This is a genomic window from Planctomycetota bacterium (assembly GCA_016872555.1).
Taxonomy (GTDB): domain Bacteria; phylum Planctomycetota; class Planctomycetia; order Pirellulales; family UBA1268; genus F1-20-MAGs016.
This window is the reverse complement of the sequence record VGZO01000027.1, coordinates 11,459-26,995: the sequence shown is the minus strand read 5'-3', so window position 1 is coordinate 26,995 and position 15,537 is coordinate 11,459. Positions and strand designations below refer to the sequence as shown.

Sequence of the window (15,537 nt, the reverse complement as noted above, 5' to 3'; positions counted from 1 at the left end):
CGTCGCTACACTCTCCCCCCGAGACATGCCGCCGACACTCGTCCACTCCGGGAGCCGACCATGAGCAGCACGCGCCAGCGTTCCACCCGCCGGGAGGTGTTCCGTTCCACCGCGGGGAGCGTCGCCGCGCTCACCGGCGGATTCGTGCCGGCCTTCGCCTGGACGACGCCGGCGTTCGCCAACCGGGCGGCAGCCGACCGGCCGCGGATCGGCTGCATCGGCACCGGCTCGATGGGCACCGGCGACGCCCACGGCCACGCCGAATTCGGCGACATCCTCGCCGTCTGCGACGTCGACGACCGCCACGCCCAGCGTGCCAAGCACGACGAGCGGATCGGCAAGGGGAAGGCCGACGCCTACCGCGACTACCGCGAGGTCCTCGAGCGCCCGGACATCGACGTGGTGAGCATCGTCACCCCCGACCACTGGCACGTGAAGATCGCCATCGAGGCCCTTCAGGCCGGCAAGCACGTCTTCTGCCAGAAGCCGCTGTCGTTCACGCTCGAGGAAAACCGGCTCGTGCGTGCCGCGGCGGAGAAGTATCCGAAGCAGCAGTTCCTCATCGGCACGCAGCAGCGCAGCGACCGCGACCGGTTCCTCCGCGCCGTCAACATGGTCCACAAGGGGCTGCTCGGCGAGATCGTCAACGTCACCGTGGGGATCAACGGCGCCCCGACCGGCGGGCCGTTCCCGGTCGTCGACGTGCCCAAGGAACTCGACTGGGAGATGTGGCAGGGCCAGGCGAAGGCCGAGCCGTACCGTGAGAAGCGCTGCCATTACGAGTTTCGCTGGTGGTACGAATACTCCGGGGGCAAGTTCACCGACTGGGGCGCGCACCACGTCGACATCGCCCAATGGGCGCTGCGCGAGGACTCCCTCGGCAAGGGGCCGGTGCGGATCGACGGCACCGATTCCAAGCACCCGGTCCCGTTCAAGGACGGCTACCCGACCGTGTCCGACAGCTACAACACGTCGCACGACTTCGCCGTGAAGTGCGTGTTTCCCAGCGGCGTCGGGATGGTCGTCGACAGCCGCTCCGACAATGGCATCCTGTTCGAGGGGACGAAGGGTCGGATCTTCGTCAACCGCGAGAAGATCGTCGGCAAGCCGATCGAGGAGCAGTGGGACAAAGACCAGTTCACCGACGCCGACATCGTCGCCCTCTACAAGGGCAAGCCGTTCGAGGGTCACAAGCAAAACTTCTACCGCTGCATCCGCGAGGGGGGGCTGCCGGTCTCCGACCTGTTCAGCCACGTGATCGCGATGAACACCTGCCACCTGACCGCGATCGCCGCCCGGCTCGGCCGCACGATCCGCTGGGATCCGAAGACCGAGACGATCCCCGGCGACGAGCAAGCGGCGGGGCTCGCCGCGCGGACCCCGCGGGCCGGCTACGGGATCCCGCGCGTGTGACGAGGATCGGGAACCGAGCTTGCAGCTTCCACGGCAGGGCGACGACCGCGGGTCACAATCCCGACGCGCCGGTCGTTTCCTGCTGCCGCTGTTCCTTCTTCAGCGGGAACTCGACGACGACGAGCTTCTTGGCTTCGGGGTCGTAGGCCCATTCCTGGTAGTAGGGCAGCATCGGGAGCTGGATGCCGTCGGGCTTGCCCTTGCCGATCACCTTGGCCATGAACTCGTCGTAGTTCATCGGCTTCGGGCCGTGCTCCGCCTCGACGAGCTGGAGTTGGTGCTCGACGGCGATGATCCCCATCTTGCCGACGCTCGTCCGGTAGGCGTCGGAGGTGATCGCGCCCAAGCCGCCACTGGTGATCGACATCTCGGCCAGTTGCCCTCCTTGCTGGAGGGCGTCGGCCAGCGGGAGCACGTTTTGCGTCGTCTTGCCGATCGTCTTCCGCGTTTCGATCGGCTGCTGCGTCGAGGTCGCCGCCGGCTTCTTCGCCGGCGGGGCGCACCCGACGACGACGACCATCACGATCCCCGCGACACGGCCAGCGGCGTGGTTCATCTGCTCTCCCCCGAAAGACACGACGCGATCCCTGAGACTCGGATGAGACTACCGCGTCGCCGCGGCCACCGGCAAACCGGTGTCGCTCGCCCCCCTCGCGGTGGAGCCGATTGGACGAGCGGCCAGGCCCGTACCGCACTCAGCCTGCCGCGGGCAGCGCCTGCCGTTCGGCCCGAAACGAGTCCATCGGCTCGACGAGGACGTCGGTCCTGGAGGTGAACAAGTCGCCGATCAACAGGTCGGTGATGTGCCCCTTGAGGTCGGGATGCTTCTTGACGAACCCGCCGAAATTGAAGCCGTCGTAAAACTCGCAGACCAGCCGCCGCATCCGCTCCATCCCGGCGACGTACTCCGCGCCCCAACTGCCGAGCCGCTCGGCCGACGTGTCGCCCGCCGCCAACCCCGCGACGATCGCGTCGGCAGCTTTGGCACCGGAATGCAGCGCGAGGAGGATTCCCGACGAGTACAGCGGATCGAGGAATCCGAAGGCATCGCCGACGAGCACCCAGCCGTCGCCGGCCACCTGCCGCGAGCGGTAGGAATACTCCTTCGCCGCCCGGTACGGGCCGAACTGCGTCGCCTCCCCGAGGCGCGACTGCAAACCGGGGCAGCGGGCCAGCTCCTCCCGGTAAATCGCCTCATGGTCCTTCGTCGGGCGATCCTTGAACAGGTACTCGAACGGCGCGACGACGCCGATGCTCGTGACATCGTCGCGCAGCGGGATGTACCAGAACCAGCCGAGCTTGTTGTCGAGTTGCATCACCAGCGTCGCACCCGAATCGCGGCCGGTGTCGCGGGTCGCCCCCTTCCAGTAGGTCCACAGTGCCGCCTTCTTGAGGACCGGGTCCCACTCGCGGAGGCCGAGGCGGTCGAGAATCAGGCCGCTCTGCCCGGCGGCATCAACGACGACGTCGGCATGAATCTCACGGCGGCCACCGGGTGCCGCCGGGTCGGCGATCGCCACGCCACGGGCGCGCTCGCCGTCGAACAAGACCTCGAGGACGCGCGTCCCTTCGTGAACCTCGACGCCCGCCTCGCGGGCGTTGTCGAGCATCATCAGGTCGAAGTCGGCCCGCTCCACCTGCCAGGTCTGCGACGAGTCGTGCGGCTTGTGCTCCTGGAAATAAAACGGCGCCGACAGCTTCCCCGTGCCGGTCACGAACTGCACGCTCCGCTTTTGGACGTACGCGGCATCGCGGAGCCGGTCGAGCACACCGAGGCGTTCGAGGACCCAGAACGTCTCGGGAATCAGCGATTCGCCGATGTGGTAGCGGGGAAACCGCTCGCGCTCGAGCAGCGTGACCCGGTGGCCAGCGCGGGCGACGAGCGTGGCCGCGGTGGAGCCGGCGGGCCCGCCGCCGATGACGACGACGTCGGTCCGCGACGGGGTTTCGGGCAGGGCGACCATCATGGGACGTCTCCGCGTGGGGATCGGGGTCGGTTCAGGCGTCGCCGCGCCGCTCGCGCTCGTGAGGGGCGCGTGCCGCACGGAGCAGGTCGACGAGGAGGCGCAGGTCAGAGGGCTTCATGTGACCGAGTTGGCGGTGACCGCAGGCGACGATCTCGTCGGCCAGGTCGTCGAGGAGCGCCGTGCCGGCCCAGGTGATCGAGACGGCGACGACGCGGCGGTTGTCGGCACGGCGGTCGCGGCGGATCAGACCGCGTCGCTCGAGCCGGTCGAGGAGCCGGGTAATGTCCGGGGCCCGCGACACCAGCCGGCCGGCGAGGGCGAGCGTTGGCAACGAGTCGGGGGCGGCGTCGGCGAGAATCCGCAGGGCGTTGTACTGCTGGGCGGAGAGGTCGTGGCGATCGAAGACCTGCTCTTCGAGAGCCTTGAGCAGGTCGTAGGTCCGCCACATGTGGAGGTAGGCCTCCTGCTCGGGCGAATCGCACTTCCCGCGCGGCGAGTTGGCACGCTGAACGGAGACTTTTGCATGCATCGGCGGCACCGGCGAAACCACGTCGCCGTCTCTGACTCGGGCAACTGGCGTAAAAATAGCCGTCTCGACATCAGTCGTCCACACAAGTTATCGGCCGGACACGGCTTTTTCCGCGGCTGAACGCCGAAAACCGTCGGTTTTCAGCCCCCCAGCCGGCGGGCGATCCGGTCCGGGTCGTAGACGCACCCGGCCCACGTGCCCCCGCTGATCCCCTGGAGCACGGCCCACAGCCGGGTGTCGGCCGGGAGGCAGGCATCGGGGGCGAGGTCGCTCCGCAACGGCCGCCGGTCGAGCTCCGCCTCGGCTTCGGCAACGGTGAATTCGCGCTTCCCGTCGCCGACCAGGTCGATCCGTCCCGTCGCCGTGGCCGGATCGATCGTGATCGCGATCTCGTCGCCGTCGACGAGCTTGCCGAGCGGCCCACCGGCCAGCGCCTCAGGCCCGACATGGCCGATGCACGCCCCGGTCGAGACCCCGGAGAACCGCGCGTCGGTGACAACCGCCACCCGAGCGGCGAACGGGAGCTGCTTGATCGCCGAGGTCACCTGGTAGGTCTCCTCCATCCCCGTGCCGAGCGGCCCGATGCCCGCGAGCACGACCACGTCGCCGGCCCGGATCCGCCCCTCCTTGATCGCCGCCATCGCCTGCCGCTCGCTGGTAAACACGCGCGCCGGCCCGCGGTGCCGGTAGCGCCCCTGGTCGTCGCAGGCTGCCGGGTCGATGGCCGTCGCCTTGACCACGCTCCCCTCCGGCGCGAGCGTGCCGCGCGGAAACGCCATCGTGCCGCGCAGCCCCCGGTGTCGCGCCCGCGCGGGGGGCAGGATCACGTCGTCGGGTTCGATGCCGTCGGCGGCGAGGCGCTCGCGGAAGCGCTGCCGCCTCTCGCTCGATTCCCACCAGGCGAGCTGGTCGGCAAGCGTGCCCCCCGACACGGTCCGCACGCTCGTGTCGAGGAGGCCGAGGCGGTCGAGGTGGAGCATCACCTCGGGGACGCCGCCGGCGAGGAACACGCGCACCGTCGGGTGGTGCTCGGGGCCGTTGGGAAGCACGCTGACCAGGCGCGGCACGCGCTGGTTGACGTCGATCCAGTCGGCCACGCTCGGGGGCTCGAGACCGGCGGCGTGCGCGATCGCCGGGACGTGGAGGAGCAGGTTGGTCGATCCGCCGAACGCGGCGTGGACGACCATCGCGTTGCGCAGCGCCGCGGTCGTGAGGATCGCGGCGAGCGTGTCGCCGGCGGCGATCCTGGCGACGACCGCGCGCGCCGAGCGGACGGCCATGTCGAGCCACACCGGCTGGCCGCTGGGCGAGAGGGCCGCGTGGGGCACGGTCAGTCCGAGCGCCTCGGCCACGACCTGCGCCGTGGCCGCGGTCCCGAGAAATTGGCAGCCGCCGCCGGGGGAGGCGCAGGCGCGGCAGCCGAGGTCGGCCGCCTCCTCGAGCGTGATCCGGCCGTGGACGTAGCGGGTGCCGATCGTCTGGATCGTCCCGGCATCTTCTCCGCGCTCGGGAGGCAGCGTGACTCCGCCGGGCACGATCGCTCCGGGCCGGTCGCCGAGGCCGGCCAGCGCCATCATCATCGCCGGGAGCCCCTTGTCGCAGGTGGCGATCCCGATCACCGCCCGGCGCTGCGGCAGCGACCGGGCAAGCCGCCGCAGCACGATCGCCGCGTCGTTGCGGTACGGCAGGCTGTCGAACATCCCCGTCGTCCCCTGCGTGCGCCCGTCGCAGGGATCGGAGCAGGCAGCGGCGAACGGGACCAGGCCGGCCGACTCGAGTGCCGCCGCCGCCGCCTCGACGAGCAATCCGATCTCCCAGTGGCCGGTGTGGAGGCCGAGGGCGACGGGCGTGCCGTCGGGGCGCCGGATGCCCCCCTGCGTGCTGAGGAGCATGACCTGCGCCGCGGCGGCGTTGGCCGGCTTCCATCCCATGCCGACGTTCTGCGACAGCCCGAACAGGTCGCCGCTGGGGCTGTCGCGGAGCATCCGGTCGGTGAGCGGCAGCTTTCCCGTCGGGCCGGGCGACGAGGTCGCGACCGCGTAGATCGACTCGTCGGCGGAGTCGAACCCGGGCGTGGCGGCGGATGAGGTCATCGGTTGGTCTCTCGCTGCGGACGACGCACGGCACAAGTCACGGCTCGGCACGGCGATATACTCTGCGTCCTCGCCCCGTCCCCGCCAAGTCACGCCATGCCCCCCGCCGCCGGCCCCTTCCTCTGCCGCTTCTCGCTGGCCGACGATCCCGCCGACATCCGCGTCGGCGGCAGTCTCGACGGCAAGCGGATCCACGACCTGTCGACCAGCGGCGTGCCCCGGCTGCGGACGATCCTCGCGGCCGGCGATCCCGCCGCCGCCCTCGCCGACGCGGTCCGCCGGGCACTGCATTCTCTGTCGCTGGCCGACGTCGTGCTCCGCGCTCCGGTCGATCCCGACCAGGAGGTGTGGGCGGCCGGGGTCACCTACCTGCGGAGCAAGACGGCCCGGATGGAGGAGTCGGAGTTTGCCGCCACGGCCTACGACCGCGTCTACGAGGCGGTTCGGCCGGAACTGTTCTTCAAGGCGGTCGGCGCCCGGGCGGTGGGCCCCGGCGAACCGGTCGGGATCAGACGCGACGCGGCGTGGAGCGTGCCGGAGCCGGAGCTGGCGCTGGTCATCGCGCCCGACGGCCGACTGGTCGGCTGCACGGTCGGCAACGACATGAGCAGCCGCGACATCGAAGGGGAGAACCTCCTCTACCTGCCGCAGGCGAAGGTCTACGACCGCTCCTGTGCCCTCGGCCCGTGGATCGTGCTCGGCAGCGACGAAGCGGCGATCCGCACCTGGCGGATCACGATCGAGATCCGCCGCGGTGACGCGGTTGTGTTTTCCGGCGAGACGACGGTCGACCGGATCAAGCGCCCGTTCGCCGACCTCATCGGCCATCTCTGCCGCTGCAACACGTTTCCGGCTGGCGCCGTGCTGCTTACCGGCACGGGCATCGTGCCCGACGAGTCGTTCACGCTCGCCGGCGGCGACGCCGTCGCGATCACGATCGACGGCGTCGGCGCGCTTGCCAACCCGGTCGTCGTCGTCTGATCGTCAGCCCGGCCCACGTGCCGGCGTCCCGTCGAGGAGTCGCTCCGTGACCGCGTTCCATGGGCAGCAGTTCATCGCCGGCACCCGGCGCGGCGGCACGACGACGTTCGCGGCGACCGGCCCGGCCGACGGGGCGGAGCTGCCTGGCCGGTTCGCGCTGGCGACACCGGCCGACGCGGCCGACGCGGTGTGCGCCGCCGCCGACGCGTTTCCCGTCTTCGCCGCGACGACCGGTGCCGTCCGCGCCGCGCTGCTCGAGGGGATCGCCGAGGAGATCCTCGCGCTCGGCGACGACCTCATCGCCCGGGTCCGCGCCGAGACGGCGCTGCCCGAAGCGCGCGTCGTCGGCGAACGGGGGCGCACGGTCGGCCAGCTGCGGCTGTTCGCGGCGCTGGCGCGCGAGGGCACGTGGTGCGACGCGCGGATCGATCCCGCCCAACCCTCGCGCCAGCCGCTGCCGCGGGCCGACATCCGCCGCGTCAAGGTGCCGCTCGGACCGGTGATCGTGTTCGGCTCCAGTAATTTCCCGCTCGCGTTCTCCGTGGCGGGCGGCGATACCGCCAGCGCCCTGGCGACCGGCAATCCGGTCGTCGTCAAGGCGCACCGCGGCCATCCGGGCACGTCGGAGCTCGTCGCCGGGGCGGTCGAACGCGCGGTCGCGAAGGCGGGCTTGCCGGCGGGGGTGTTCGGGATGCTCCATGGCGCGGGGGCGACCGTCGGCACGGCGCTGGTCGAGCATCCGCTCGCCGCCGCGGTCGGGTTCACCGGATCGCGCGCCGGCGGCCGGGCGCTGTTCGACGCCGCCGCGCGGCGGCCGTTTCCGATCCCGGTGTTCGCCGAGATGAGCAGCCTCAATCCGGTGTTCCTCCTCCCCGGCGCCCTGGCGGCGCGCGCCGAGGCGATCGCCACCGGGTTCGTCGGCTCGATGACGCTCGGCGTCGGCCAGTTCTGCACCAAGCCGGGGCTGGTCGTCGGCGTCGAGGGGCCCGACTTCGCCCACTTCCGCGGGCTCCTCGCCAGCGCCGTCGCGGGCGCCGCGCCGGGGCGGATGCTCACAAGCGAGATCCTCGCCGCCTACCGGAAGGGCAGCGGCGACCTCGTCGGCAACGGCGGTACGGCGCTGCTGGCCACCGGTGCCGCCGGCACGCGCCCCGACGACGCGGTGGCGCTGGTGGCGACCACGACCGCCGCCGCTTTCCTCGGCGACGCGCGGCTCGGCGAGGAGGTCTTCGGCCCGGCGAGCCTCGTCGTGTCGGCGGCCACGCCCGACGAGCTGCTCGCCGTCGCCCGCCACCTCGACGGTCAGCTCACCGCCACCGTCCATGGCACGCCGGCCGATCTCGAGCAGGCGGCCGAGTTGCTGGCGATCCTCGCCACCAAGGCCGGCCGGCTGATCGTCAACGGCTACCCGACCGGCGTCGAGGTCGGCCACGCGATGCAGCACGGCGGCCCCTGGCCGGCGACCAGCGACCCGCGGTTCACGAGCGTCGGTGCCGCGGCGCTCGAGCGCTTCATCCGGCCGGTCTGCTATCAGGACGTGCCCGACGGCATGTTGCCGGCGGCCCTGCAAAACGCCAACCCGCTCGGGATCGTGCGCCTCGTCGACGGCCGGCCGTCGCGCGAGGCGCTCGCCTGACAGGCGCTTCACCGTTTCCGCCGAGTACCCCACCCCCACCGAGCTCGGAGGACCGCCATGGCCGCTCCCGATCGTGACGACCGCGAGCCCGCCGCCAGAGCCGACAGCGGCGATCCTCTGGCCGCGATCACGGAGCTGTTCGCGAAGCACGGCGACTCCGAATATGGCGGCGAGGCGGTGACGCAGCTCGAACACGCCTTGCAGGCGGCGACACTCGCGGCCGCTGCCGGGGCTGCCGACGCGCTCGTCGCCGCCGCGCTGCTCCACGACCTCGGCCATCTCCTCCACGGGCTCCCGGACGACGCCCCCGACCGCGGCATCGACGACCGCCACGAAGCCCTCGCGGCGCGGCGCTTGGCGCGGGTCTTCGGCCCCGAGGTCTGCGATCCGATCCGGCTCCACGTCGCCGCCAAGCGCTACCTCACCGCCGTGGAACCGGCCTACCTGGCGCGGCTCAGCGCCCCGTCGCGCACCAGCCTGACGCTCCAGGGGGGCCCGATGAACGCCACCGAGGTGGCGGTGTTCGAAGCCGAGCCCCACTGGCGGGCGGCGGTCCAACTGCGGCGCTGGGACGACGAGGCGAAGGTCGCCGGGCTCGAGACGCCGCCGCTCGAGGCGTTCGTCGACATCCTCCGCGCCTGCCTCCGCGACCCGGCCGGTGCTGCCTGAAGCCGTCGCGTGGGCACCGGGCTCAGGACACGAGCGCCCCCACGTGCGCCGCCGCGGCGCTGGCCAAGCCGGCGAGCGAATAGCCCCCTTCGAGGCTCGACACGAGCCGGCCGCCGCAGTGGCGCGCCGCGATGCCGCAGACGATCGCCGTCAACTCGGCGAAGTCGTCGTCGGTGAGGCGAAACCCGCCGAGCGGATCGCCGACCCGCGAATCGAATCCGGCCGACACGATCACCAGGTCAGGCCGAAAGGCGTCGGCCGCGGGGACGAGCTTCTCGCGAAACGCCGCCACCACCTCGTCGCGCCCCGCCCCGGCGGGAAACGGGCAGTTGATCGTGGATCCCTGCCCCGCCCCGCGCCCCGTCTCGTGGGCCAGGCCGGTGCCGGGATAGAGCGGATGCTGGTGGGTGTCGAAGAACAAGACGCCCGGGTCTTCATAGAAGACGTCCTGCGTGCCGTTGCCATGGTGCACGTCCCAATCGGCGACGAGCACCCGCGAGACGCCGTGGACGGCCTGGGCGTGGCGCGCGGCGAGGGCCACGTTCGAGAACAGGCAAAACCCCATCCCGCGCGCCGGCGTCGCATGGTGGCCAGGGGGGCGGACGACGGCGAACGCGTTGGCGACGCGGCCGATGCAGACCGCATCGACGGCCGCGAGCAGGCCGCCGGCCGCGAGCGTGGCCACGTCGGCCGACGCCGGGCAGATCGCCGTGTCGCCGGTGGACAGCGTCTCGCCGCCGCCGGCGACGTCGCGGCGCACGGTCGCCAGGTACTCGGCCGGGTGGACGCGGAGCAATTCGGCGTCGTCGGCCCCCCGCGGTTCGATTCGCTCGAGGCGCTCGAGCAGCCCGTCGGTCCGCAGCCGCTCCTCGATCGCCGCCACGCGCTCGGGGCGCTCGGGATGCCCGGCCCCGGTGAGATGCTCGCGGTACCGCGGCGAGAGGACGATTCCGGTGGCCATCGGTCGCCTCCTCGGTGACGGGAAGGTCGCGGTCGGCCGTAGACTACCCGGCGTCCGACGTTTCGTCGCTCCATGAGGCTCGCCATGAAGGTCGCCGTCCGCCTGTCGGCCCTGCTCGTCGCCGTCGCCACCCTCCCCGCCCGCGCCGGCGATTGGCCGCAGTTGCTCGGCCCGGCACGCGACGGCCGCGCGGCTGCCGACGAGCGGCTCCCCGACGCGTTTCCCGCCGGCGGCCCGCGCCGCGCGTGGCAGCGCGCGATCGGACCGGGCTACGGCGGGATCGTGGTCGCCGCAGGACGGGCATTCGTCTTCCACCGCGTCGCCGACGCCGAGCGCCTCGAGGCCCTCGATGCCGGCACCGGCGAGTCACTCTGGTCGCTCGACCATCCGACGTCGTTCGCGCCGCAGGTCGGGGGCAACACCGGCCCGCTGTGCACGCCGGTCGTCGCCGGCGATCGCGTGATCACGTTCGGCGCCCAGGGAGTGCTGTCGTGTGCCGACGTCGCCACCGGCAAGCGCCTCTGGCAGGTCGAGACCCACCGCACGTTCGGCGCCCAGGAGGGCTATTTCGGTGCCGGCAGCACGCCGCTGGTGATCGGCCAGCGCGTCGTGGTCAACGTCGGCGGCACGCGCCGCGACGCGGGGCTCGTCGCATTCGCCCTGGCCGACGGCGCGGTCGCCTGGTCGAAGACAGCCGAGCCGGCGGGCTATTCGGCGCCCGTCGGCGTGACGGTCGCGGGACAGCCCCACGTGGTCGCCGTCACGCGCTACAAATGCCTGTTGCTCGACCCCGCCGACGGGACGGTCCGCTGGGAGTTTGCCTTCGGCCAGCGCGGCCCGACGGTGAATGCCGCGACGCCGGTCGTGTTGCCGGGCAACCTGCTGCTCGTCACCGCGTCATACGGCATCGGCAGTGTCGGCGCCCGGTTCGACGGCGCCGGGGTGGCGCGCGTGTGGGACGGGATCGACGGGCTGGCAACGCAGTACTGCACGCCCGTGGCCGTCGGCGACCATGTGTATGCCTTCGACGGCCGCGAGGACGGGCCTCCCGGGACCCTGGTGTGCCTCGACCCGGCGACCGGCCGGCGCGCGTGGAGCGTGCCGGACGTCGGGTATGGCCATGTGATCGCGGCTGGCGACAAGGTGCTCGCCGTGACCAACGACGGCGAAACGCTGGTGATCGCCGCCGATCCGCAGGCCCCGCGCGTGCTGGGTCGCACGCGGGTGCTCGACGCGGCGGTGCGAGCGCCGCCGGCGCTGGCGGGTGGAAGGTTGTATCTGCGGAACGACAGCCAGGTGGTGGCGCTGGAACTGGGGCTCTGACCAGGCAGCCTCGGGTCGGTCTCTGCAAAGGGACGCCGATCGCGCTTGATGTCGCCTCGGGGCGCGGTGCCGGAGGGGACCTCAACTCGGGCTCTGCAGAGGGGGGCGCCCCTCGCGCCTTTGCCCTCGCATCGACCCGCACGAGGTTGCGACGGGCCGATGCGAGGGCGACGGCGGAGGGGCTTCGCGGGTCCCTGGGATCGGGGCGGCGGGCGCGCCCGTTTGTTGCTTCCGGGGAGGCGAGGCCCTATTGTTTGCGTACGCATTGCGTGCGCAGTGCGTCGAGCGAGTTTGGGTTCGGGGATCGGTTCTGGCCGCGCGGCGGCCGTGAGGGAGCAAGAAAATGGCGTTTTTGATGGTCGATCTCGACGACCCACGCGATTGCAGGCGCGGGCTCGAGCTGCTGTGGCGGCTGGCAGCCGGCGGACGGCCGCGCGGGGGCGGGGAAGGGCCTGGTGGCCCGGAGATGGGCGGCCCGCGCGGCAGACGGCGCGGGATGTGCGGTGATGGTCCCGGTCCGGGTGGGCCAGACTGGATGCCACCTCCGCCACCTCCTCCGCCTCCGCCCGGCATGGCCGATCCGCGCGACCTGCCGCTCGGGCAGAAGCTGCGGCTCATCCGCCGGCGCGGGATGTGGACGCACCTCCTGGCGATCGCGCGGCTGAGCGAGACGCCGCGCAGCCTCACCGAGTGGGACGAGGCGATCGGCCTGCAGCCCAACAAGATGCGCTCGCTCAAGGCGATCATGGCCAAGCTCGAGAAGCGACTCGGGCTGTCGCTGCTCGTGCCGGCGCCGGGGGCCGACCCCGACGCCGCCGGCAACCCGCGCTACGTGATGCCGCCGCGGGTGCGGAAGAAGATCCTCGAGCTGGCCGGCGAGGAGTGAACCGGGTGGGGCCATGGAGGGCTTTGTCCACGTGAAGCTTGCCGTTCCGCGGCTGGCGGCTCAGTCCCGCCAGTCGCGGAACGGCTCGTGGACGCGGATCGTGAACATCAACTCGCTCGCGCTGAACGCCGTTCCCACCTGATCGCTGATGGGGCCGAATGGCGGGATCGTGAAGGTGACGTCGGCCGGCCCGCCGTCGACGGCGAAGAACCGGTAGCCGAGATCGAGGGTGGTGCGGTCGCCGAGCGCCCAGGTGACTCCCGTGCCGGCCTGCCAGGCGAAGCCGGTGAGGCCGGTGCGCCCCCCGAGCTGGATCGTGATCGGCAGCGGAGGGCTCGAGACGGCGCCGCTGAATTGCATCGTGTAGCCCCCGGCGCCGATGCCACCGCCGAGATAGCAGCCGAGCCGGTCGGTGATCTCGATGTCGCGCCACACGTTGGCCAGCGCCGACCAGCCGCCGACTGCCGTGGCCGTCACGCCACCGACAAGCAGTGGGTCGGTGCGGGTCTCGGTGATCGGGTCGCGGCCACGCCCCTCGAACTCGACGCGGAGCCAGCCCGTCTCACGTTCGAAGGCGACACCCGCGGCGGCACCGGCGGTAAGGAGGTCGTCAACGATGCTCGGCGGCTCCCCCACCTCGAGCGTCGCGAACGAAACCCCGAGCAGGCCGGCGATGTAGAACCGCTGCTCGTCGGGCAACACGGCATCGGCATAGCGCTCCAGATCGCGGTCGATCCCGTCGCCATCGACCGGCGGCGCGAGGGTCGGGCGGTCGTCGAGGATCCCGGTGGTGGGGAGGCAGACGCCGATGCCGCCGGCCCGACCGACCGACGATCCGAACGTCGCGAACCCCGACAGATCGAGCTCGCGCGGCGCGACGTCGGCCCGAGCCACGACCGCCGCCAGCGCCACCGCCGTCACCACCACGATCCGCCGCATGTCCGCCTCCCTGCGGAGCGGAAGGCGACCGATCGCCTCCCTTGTGCGGGGATCGGGTTGTGGCGACGGTACCGAACAGTCCGGCGGCCGACGGCCGACCCACCGGCACGACCGTCAGGGTCGGCGCCGCCCCGGGCCTCCCGGCTGCGGCGGGCGGTCGGCGTGGGCGGCGGACCATTCGGCGAGGAGGATCCCGCAGGCGACGGCGACATTGAGGCTCTCGACGGCGCCGGTGCCCGGAATCCGCAGGCAGCGAATAAGCAGCGGTTCGATCTCCGGCGACATCCCCTGCCCTTCGCTGCCGAGGACGATCACCGTCCGCAGCGGCAGCGGCCGGGCCCGATACGGATCGCCGCGATGGCTCGACGTGCCGACGATCACCCAGCCGTCGCCGCGGAGCACGGCCAGGTCGGCGGCGACGTCGGCGAAGTCACACAGCGGCACGGCGTCGGCGGCCCCCTGGGCGACGCGGGCCGCCGCCGGCGACACGGCCGGCAGATCGCCGGACCGGCCGCTCACCGCCGCGGCGCCGAAATGGGCGGCCGAACGGAGGATCGAGCCGAGGTTGTGCGGATTGTGGACGCCGTCGAGATGGACGATCGGCCCGCGGCGCTGGCCGGCGGCAAGCGCGTCTCGCAGCTCGGCCAGCCCCAGCCGCCGCGCCGCGCGGGCCACGATCGCGATCCCTTCGTGGTGGATCGAGCCGGTGAGGCGCCCGAGGTTCTCCTCCTCGACGATCTGGAATCCGCGGCGCGACCGCGCGCACCAGCCGAGCAGGTCGGCGAAGTCGGCCCGCCTCCCCGCCGCCAGGTAGACGCGCACGATGTCGTCGGGACGGCGGGCAAACAGCGCCTGGCAGGCGCGGACGCCGTGATAGACCTCCTCGTCGGCGCGACGATGCCGCCCCGGCTCACGGTCGGTGGGCCCGGGAGCGGAGCCCTTGCCACGGCGGATTCCCGGCGGCGGCGCGGGGCGGGCGCCCGTCGTCCGGCGCGGTCGGCGTGCAGGTGTCATGGGATGGCAGTCTAATGTTCGGGCCGGCGGCAGCGCCGGCTCCCCGCCCCGACTCATCCACCGCGCCCGAGGAGATCGATGCATCCACCCCTTTCCCCTGGCTTGTCGTCGTCCGGTCAGCGGATCACGCGCCGGCACCTGGCGCGGCTGGCCGGCGCAAGCGCGCTGGCGACGGCCGTGCCCCGGGGCGTCGCCGCAGCCGACGGCCCGGCAACCCCCGCGCCCCGCACGAAGATCGGCGTCTCGACCTATTCGTTCTGGCAGTTCCGCGAGCCGCGCGTCGAGGTCGAGGCGTCGATTGCCGACGCGGCGCGGATGGGATTCGACGGCGTCGAGATCCTCGAGATGCAGCTCGGCGACGACCGCTCCAACGGTCGCCTCCAGCGGATCAAGCGCCAGGCGTTCGTGGCCGGCCTCGACCTCATCGGCCTGTCGACGCACCAGGGATTCGTCTCCCCCGATCCTGCGGTGCGCCGCGACAACGTCGCCAAGACGATCCGCTCGCTCGAGCTGGCCCACGCCCTCGGGATCCCCACGATCCGCGTCAACACCGGGCGCTGGGGGACGTCGAAGTCGTTCGACGACCTGATGGCCAACAAGGGGATCGAGCCGCGCCTCCCCGGCCACACCGACGACGAGGGCTTCGCCTGGGTGATCGACGCGTTTCGCGAGTGCGTGCCGCGTGCCGAGGCGCTCGGCGTGGTGATGGGCCTGGAAAACCACTGGGGGTTGGGGCGGACGGCGGCGGGCGTGCTCCGCGTCGTCGACGCCGTGGACTCCCCCTGGTTGCAGGTGACGCTCGACACCGGCAACTTCCTCGAAGACGCCGTGCCACAGATGGAAGCCCTCGCCCCCCGCGCGGTGCTCGTCCAGGCCAAGACGTATCACGGCGGCGGCAAGTGGTATTCGCTCGACATCGACTATCCCGGCGTCGCCGCGATGCTGCGTCGCCACGACTACCGCGGCTGGGTGTCGCTCGAGTTCGAGGGCCTCGCTCCGGCGGAAACGGCCGTCCCCCAGAGCCTCGCGATGCTCCGCGCGGCGTTTGCCTGAGGCCCGGCCCCGCCCGCAGACCCGACCCTCGCCCCCTGATCGACGCCCCCCTGACCGAATCGACCTCCACCTC

At 72.2% G+C, this 15,537-nt stretch carries 14 protein-coding genes; 7 read left to right on the top strand and 7 right to left on the bottom strand.

Features of this window, described 5'->3' with window-relative positions:
• Nucleotides 1–60 precede the first annotated feature (60 nt).
• Entirely contained in the window at nucleotides 61–1,413 is a 1,353-nt protein-coding gene (locus FJ309_10515) for a Gfo/Idh/MocA family oxidoreductase (GenBank protein ID MBM3955029.1), read from the top strand.
• A gap of 52 nt (nucleotides 1,414–1,465) precedes the next feature.
• Here the strand turns inward: FJ309_10515 and FJ309_10510 are convergent, their stop codons facing one another.
• The 4 genes from FJ309_10510 to FJ309_10495 form a co-directional block, all read right to left on the bottom strand.
• A complete protein-coding gene (locus FJ309_10510; GenBank protein ID MBM3955028.1) occupies nucleotides 1,466–1,969 on the bottom strand; it encodes a hypothetical protein in 504 nt (167 codons plus the stop codon).
• A 139-nt stretch (nucleotides 1,970–2,108) separates the two neighbouring features.
• Nucleotides 2,109–3,377 (bottom strand): NAD(P)/FAD-dependent oxidoreductase, encoded by a 1,269-nt coding sequence (locus FJ309_10505; GenBank protein MBM3955027.1) that lies wholly within the window; start codon nucleotides 3,375–3,377, stop codon nucleotides 2,109–2,111.
• A gap of 34 nt (nucleotides 3,378–3,411) precedes the next feature.
• Nucleotides 3,412–3,909, bottom strand: a complete 498-nt coding sequence (locus tag FJ309_10500; protein MBM3955026.1) for a MarR family transcriptional regulator — start codon at nucleotides 3,907–3,909, stop codon at nucleotides 3,412–3,414.
• Between the two features lie 140 nt (nucleotides 3,910–4,049).
• Nucleotides 4,050–6,002, bottom strand: a complete 1,953-nt coding sequence (locus tag FJ309_10495) for a YjhG/YagF family D-xylonate dehydratase (protein MBM3955025.1) — start codon at nucleotides 6,000–6,002, stop codon at nucleotides 4,050–4,052.
• Between the two features lie 96 nt (nucleotides 6,003–6,098).
• Here FJ309_10495 and FJ309_10490 point away from each other — a divergent pair, with 96 nt between their 5' ends.
• From FJ309_10490 to FJ309_10480, 3 genes are all read left to right on the top strand, one after another.
• A complete protein-coding gene (locus tag FJ309_10490; protein MBM3955024.1) occupies nucleotides 6,099–6,983 on the top strand; it encodes a fumarylacetoacetate hydrolase in 885 nt (294 codons plus the stop codon).
• 73 nt (nucleotides 6,984–7,056) lie between these two features.
• Complete coding sequence (locus FJ309_10485; GenBank protein ID MBM3955023.1) at nucleotides 7,057–8,619, top strand: aldehyde dehydrogenase (NADP(+)); 1,563 nt, start codon at nucleotides 7,057–7,059, stop codon at nucleotides 8,617–8,619.
• Nucleotides 8,620–8,676: 57 nt separating this feature from the next.
• Nucleotides 8,677–9,288, top strand: coding sequence for an HD domain-containing protein (locus FJ309_10480; protein ID MBM3955022.1), 612 nt, complete (start codon nucleotides 8,677–8,679; stop codon nucleotides 9,286–9,288).
• Between the two features lie 22 nt (nucleotides 9,289–9,310).
• Here the strand turns inward: FJ309_10480 and FJ309_10475 are convergent, their stop codons facing one another.
• The gene (locus FJ309_10475; GenBank protein MBM3955021.1) at nucleotides 9,311–10,249 is read right to left on the bottom strand and encodes a histone deacetylase; all 939 of its coding nucleotides are present in this window, start codon (nucleotides 10,247–10,249) and stop codon (nucleotides 9,311–9,313) included.
• A 72-nt stretch (nucleotides 10,250–10,321) separates the two neighbouring features.
• On the opposite strand from FJ309_10475, the gene FJ309_10470 reads away from it, so the two are divergent.
• Together FJ309_10470 and FJ309_10465 are read left to right on the top strand one after the other, a co-directional pair.
• Nucleotides 10,322–11,572 carry a hypothetical protein gene (locus tag FJ309_10470; GenBank protein ID MBM3955020.1) on the top strand — a complete coding sequence of 417 codons (1,251 nt, stop codon included), beginning with the start codon at nucleotides 10,322–10,324 and terminating at the stop codon, nucleotides 11,570–11,572.
• A gap of 343 nt (nucleotides 11,573–11,915) precedes the next feature.
• Complete coding sequence (locus tag FJ309_10465; protein MBM3955019.1) at nucleotides 11,916–12,458, top strand: hypothetical protein; 543 nt, start codon at nucleotides 11,916–11,918, stop codon at nucleotides 12,456–12,458.
• Nucleotides 12,459–12,518: 60 nt separating this feature from the next.
• Here FJ309_10465 and FJ309_10460 read toward each other — a convergent pair whose 3' ends face one another.
• Nucleotides 12,519–13,397 (bottom strand): hypothetical protein, encoded by an 879-nt coding sequence (locus tag FJ309_10460; protein MBM3955018.1) that lies wholly within the window; start codon nucleotides 13,395–13,397, stop codon nucleotides 12,519–12,521.
• Between the two features lie 114 nt (nucleotides 13,398–13,511).
• Nucleotides 13,512–14,495, bottom strand: a complete 984-nt coding sequence (locus FJ309_10455) for an rRNA methyltransferase (protein ID MBM3955017.1) — start codon at nucleotides 14,493–14,495, stop codon at nucleotides 13,512–13,514.
• Here FJ309_10455 and FJ309_10450 point away from each other — a divergent pair.
• Nucleotides 14,490–15,464, top strand: a complete 975-nt coding sequence (locus FJ309_10450; GenBank protein MBM3955016.1) for a sugar phosphate isomerase/epimerase — start codon at nucleotides 14,490–14,492, stop codon at nucleotides 15,462–15,464. The two genes, FJ309_10455 and FJ309_10450, sit on opposite strands and share 6 nt — an antisense overlap.
• The last annotated feature ends 73 nt before the right edge of the window (nucleotides 15,465–15,537 follow it).

What these genes read in the sequence shown, in the direction of transcription:
- FJ309_10515 (MBM3955029.1), top strand. Translation starts at nt 61, where the DNA reads ATGAGCAGCACGCGCCAGCGTTCCACCCGCCGGGAGGTGTTCCGTTCC.
- FJ309_10510 (MBM3955028.1), bottom strand. Translation starts at nt 1,969, where the DNA reads ATGAACCACGCCGCTGGCCGTGTCGCGGGGATCGTGATGGTCGTCGTC.
- FJ309_10505 (MBM3955027.1), bottom strand. Translation starts at nt 3,377, where the DNA reads ATGGTCGCCCTGCCCGAAACCCCGTCGCGGACCGACGTCGTCGTCATC.
- FJ309_10500 (MBM3955026.1), bottom strand. Translation starts at nt 3,909, where the DNA reads ATGCATGCAAAAGTCTCCGTTCAGCGTGCCAACTCGCCGCGCGGGAAG.
- FJ309_10495 (MBM3955025.1), bottom strand. Translation starts at nt 6,002, where the DNA reads ATGACCTCATCCGCCGCCACGCCCGGGTTCGACTCCGCCGACGAGTCG.
- FJ309_10490 (MBM3955024.1), top strand. Translation starts at nt 6,099, where the DNA reads ATGCCCCCCGCCGCCGGCCCCTTCCTCTGCCGCTTCTCGCTGGCCGAC.
- FJ309_10480 (MBM3955022.1), top strand. Translation starts at nt 8,677, where the DNA reads ATGGCCGCTCCCGATCGTGACGACCGCGAGCCCGCCGCCAGAGCCGAC.
- FJ309_10475 (MBM3955021.1), bottom strand. Translation starts at nt 10,249, where the DNA reads ATGGCCACCGGAATCGTCCTCTCGCCGCGGTACCGCGAGCATCTCACC.
- FJ309_10470 (MBM3955020.1), top strand. Translation starts at nt 10,322, where the DNA reads ATGAGGCTCGCCATGAAGGTCGCCGTCCGCCTGTCGGCCCTGCTCGTC.
- FJ309_10465 (MBM3955019.1), top strand. Translation starts at nt 11,916, where the DNA reads ATGGCGTTTTTGATGGTCGATCTCGACGACCCACGCGATTGCAGGCGC.
- FJ309_10460 (MBM3955018.1), bottom strand. Translation starts at nt 13,397, where the DNA reads ATGCGGCGGATCGTGGTGGTGACGGCGGTGGCGCTGGCGGCGGTCGTG.
- FJ309_10450 (MBM3955016.1), top strand. Translation starts at nt 14,490, where the DNA reads ATGCATCCACCCCTTTCCCCTGGCTTGTCGTCGTCCGGTCAGCGGATC.
- FJ309_10455 (MBM3955017.1), bottom strand. Translation starts at nt 14,495, where the DNA reads ATGCATCGATCTCCTCGGGCGCGGTGGATGAGTCGGGGCGGGGAGCCG.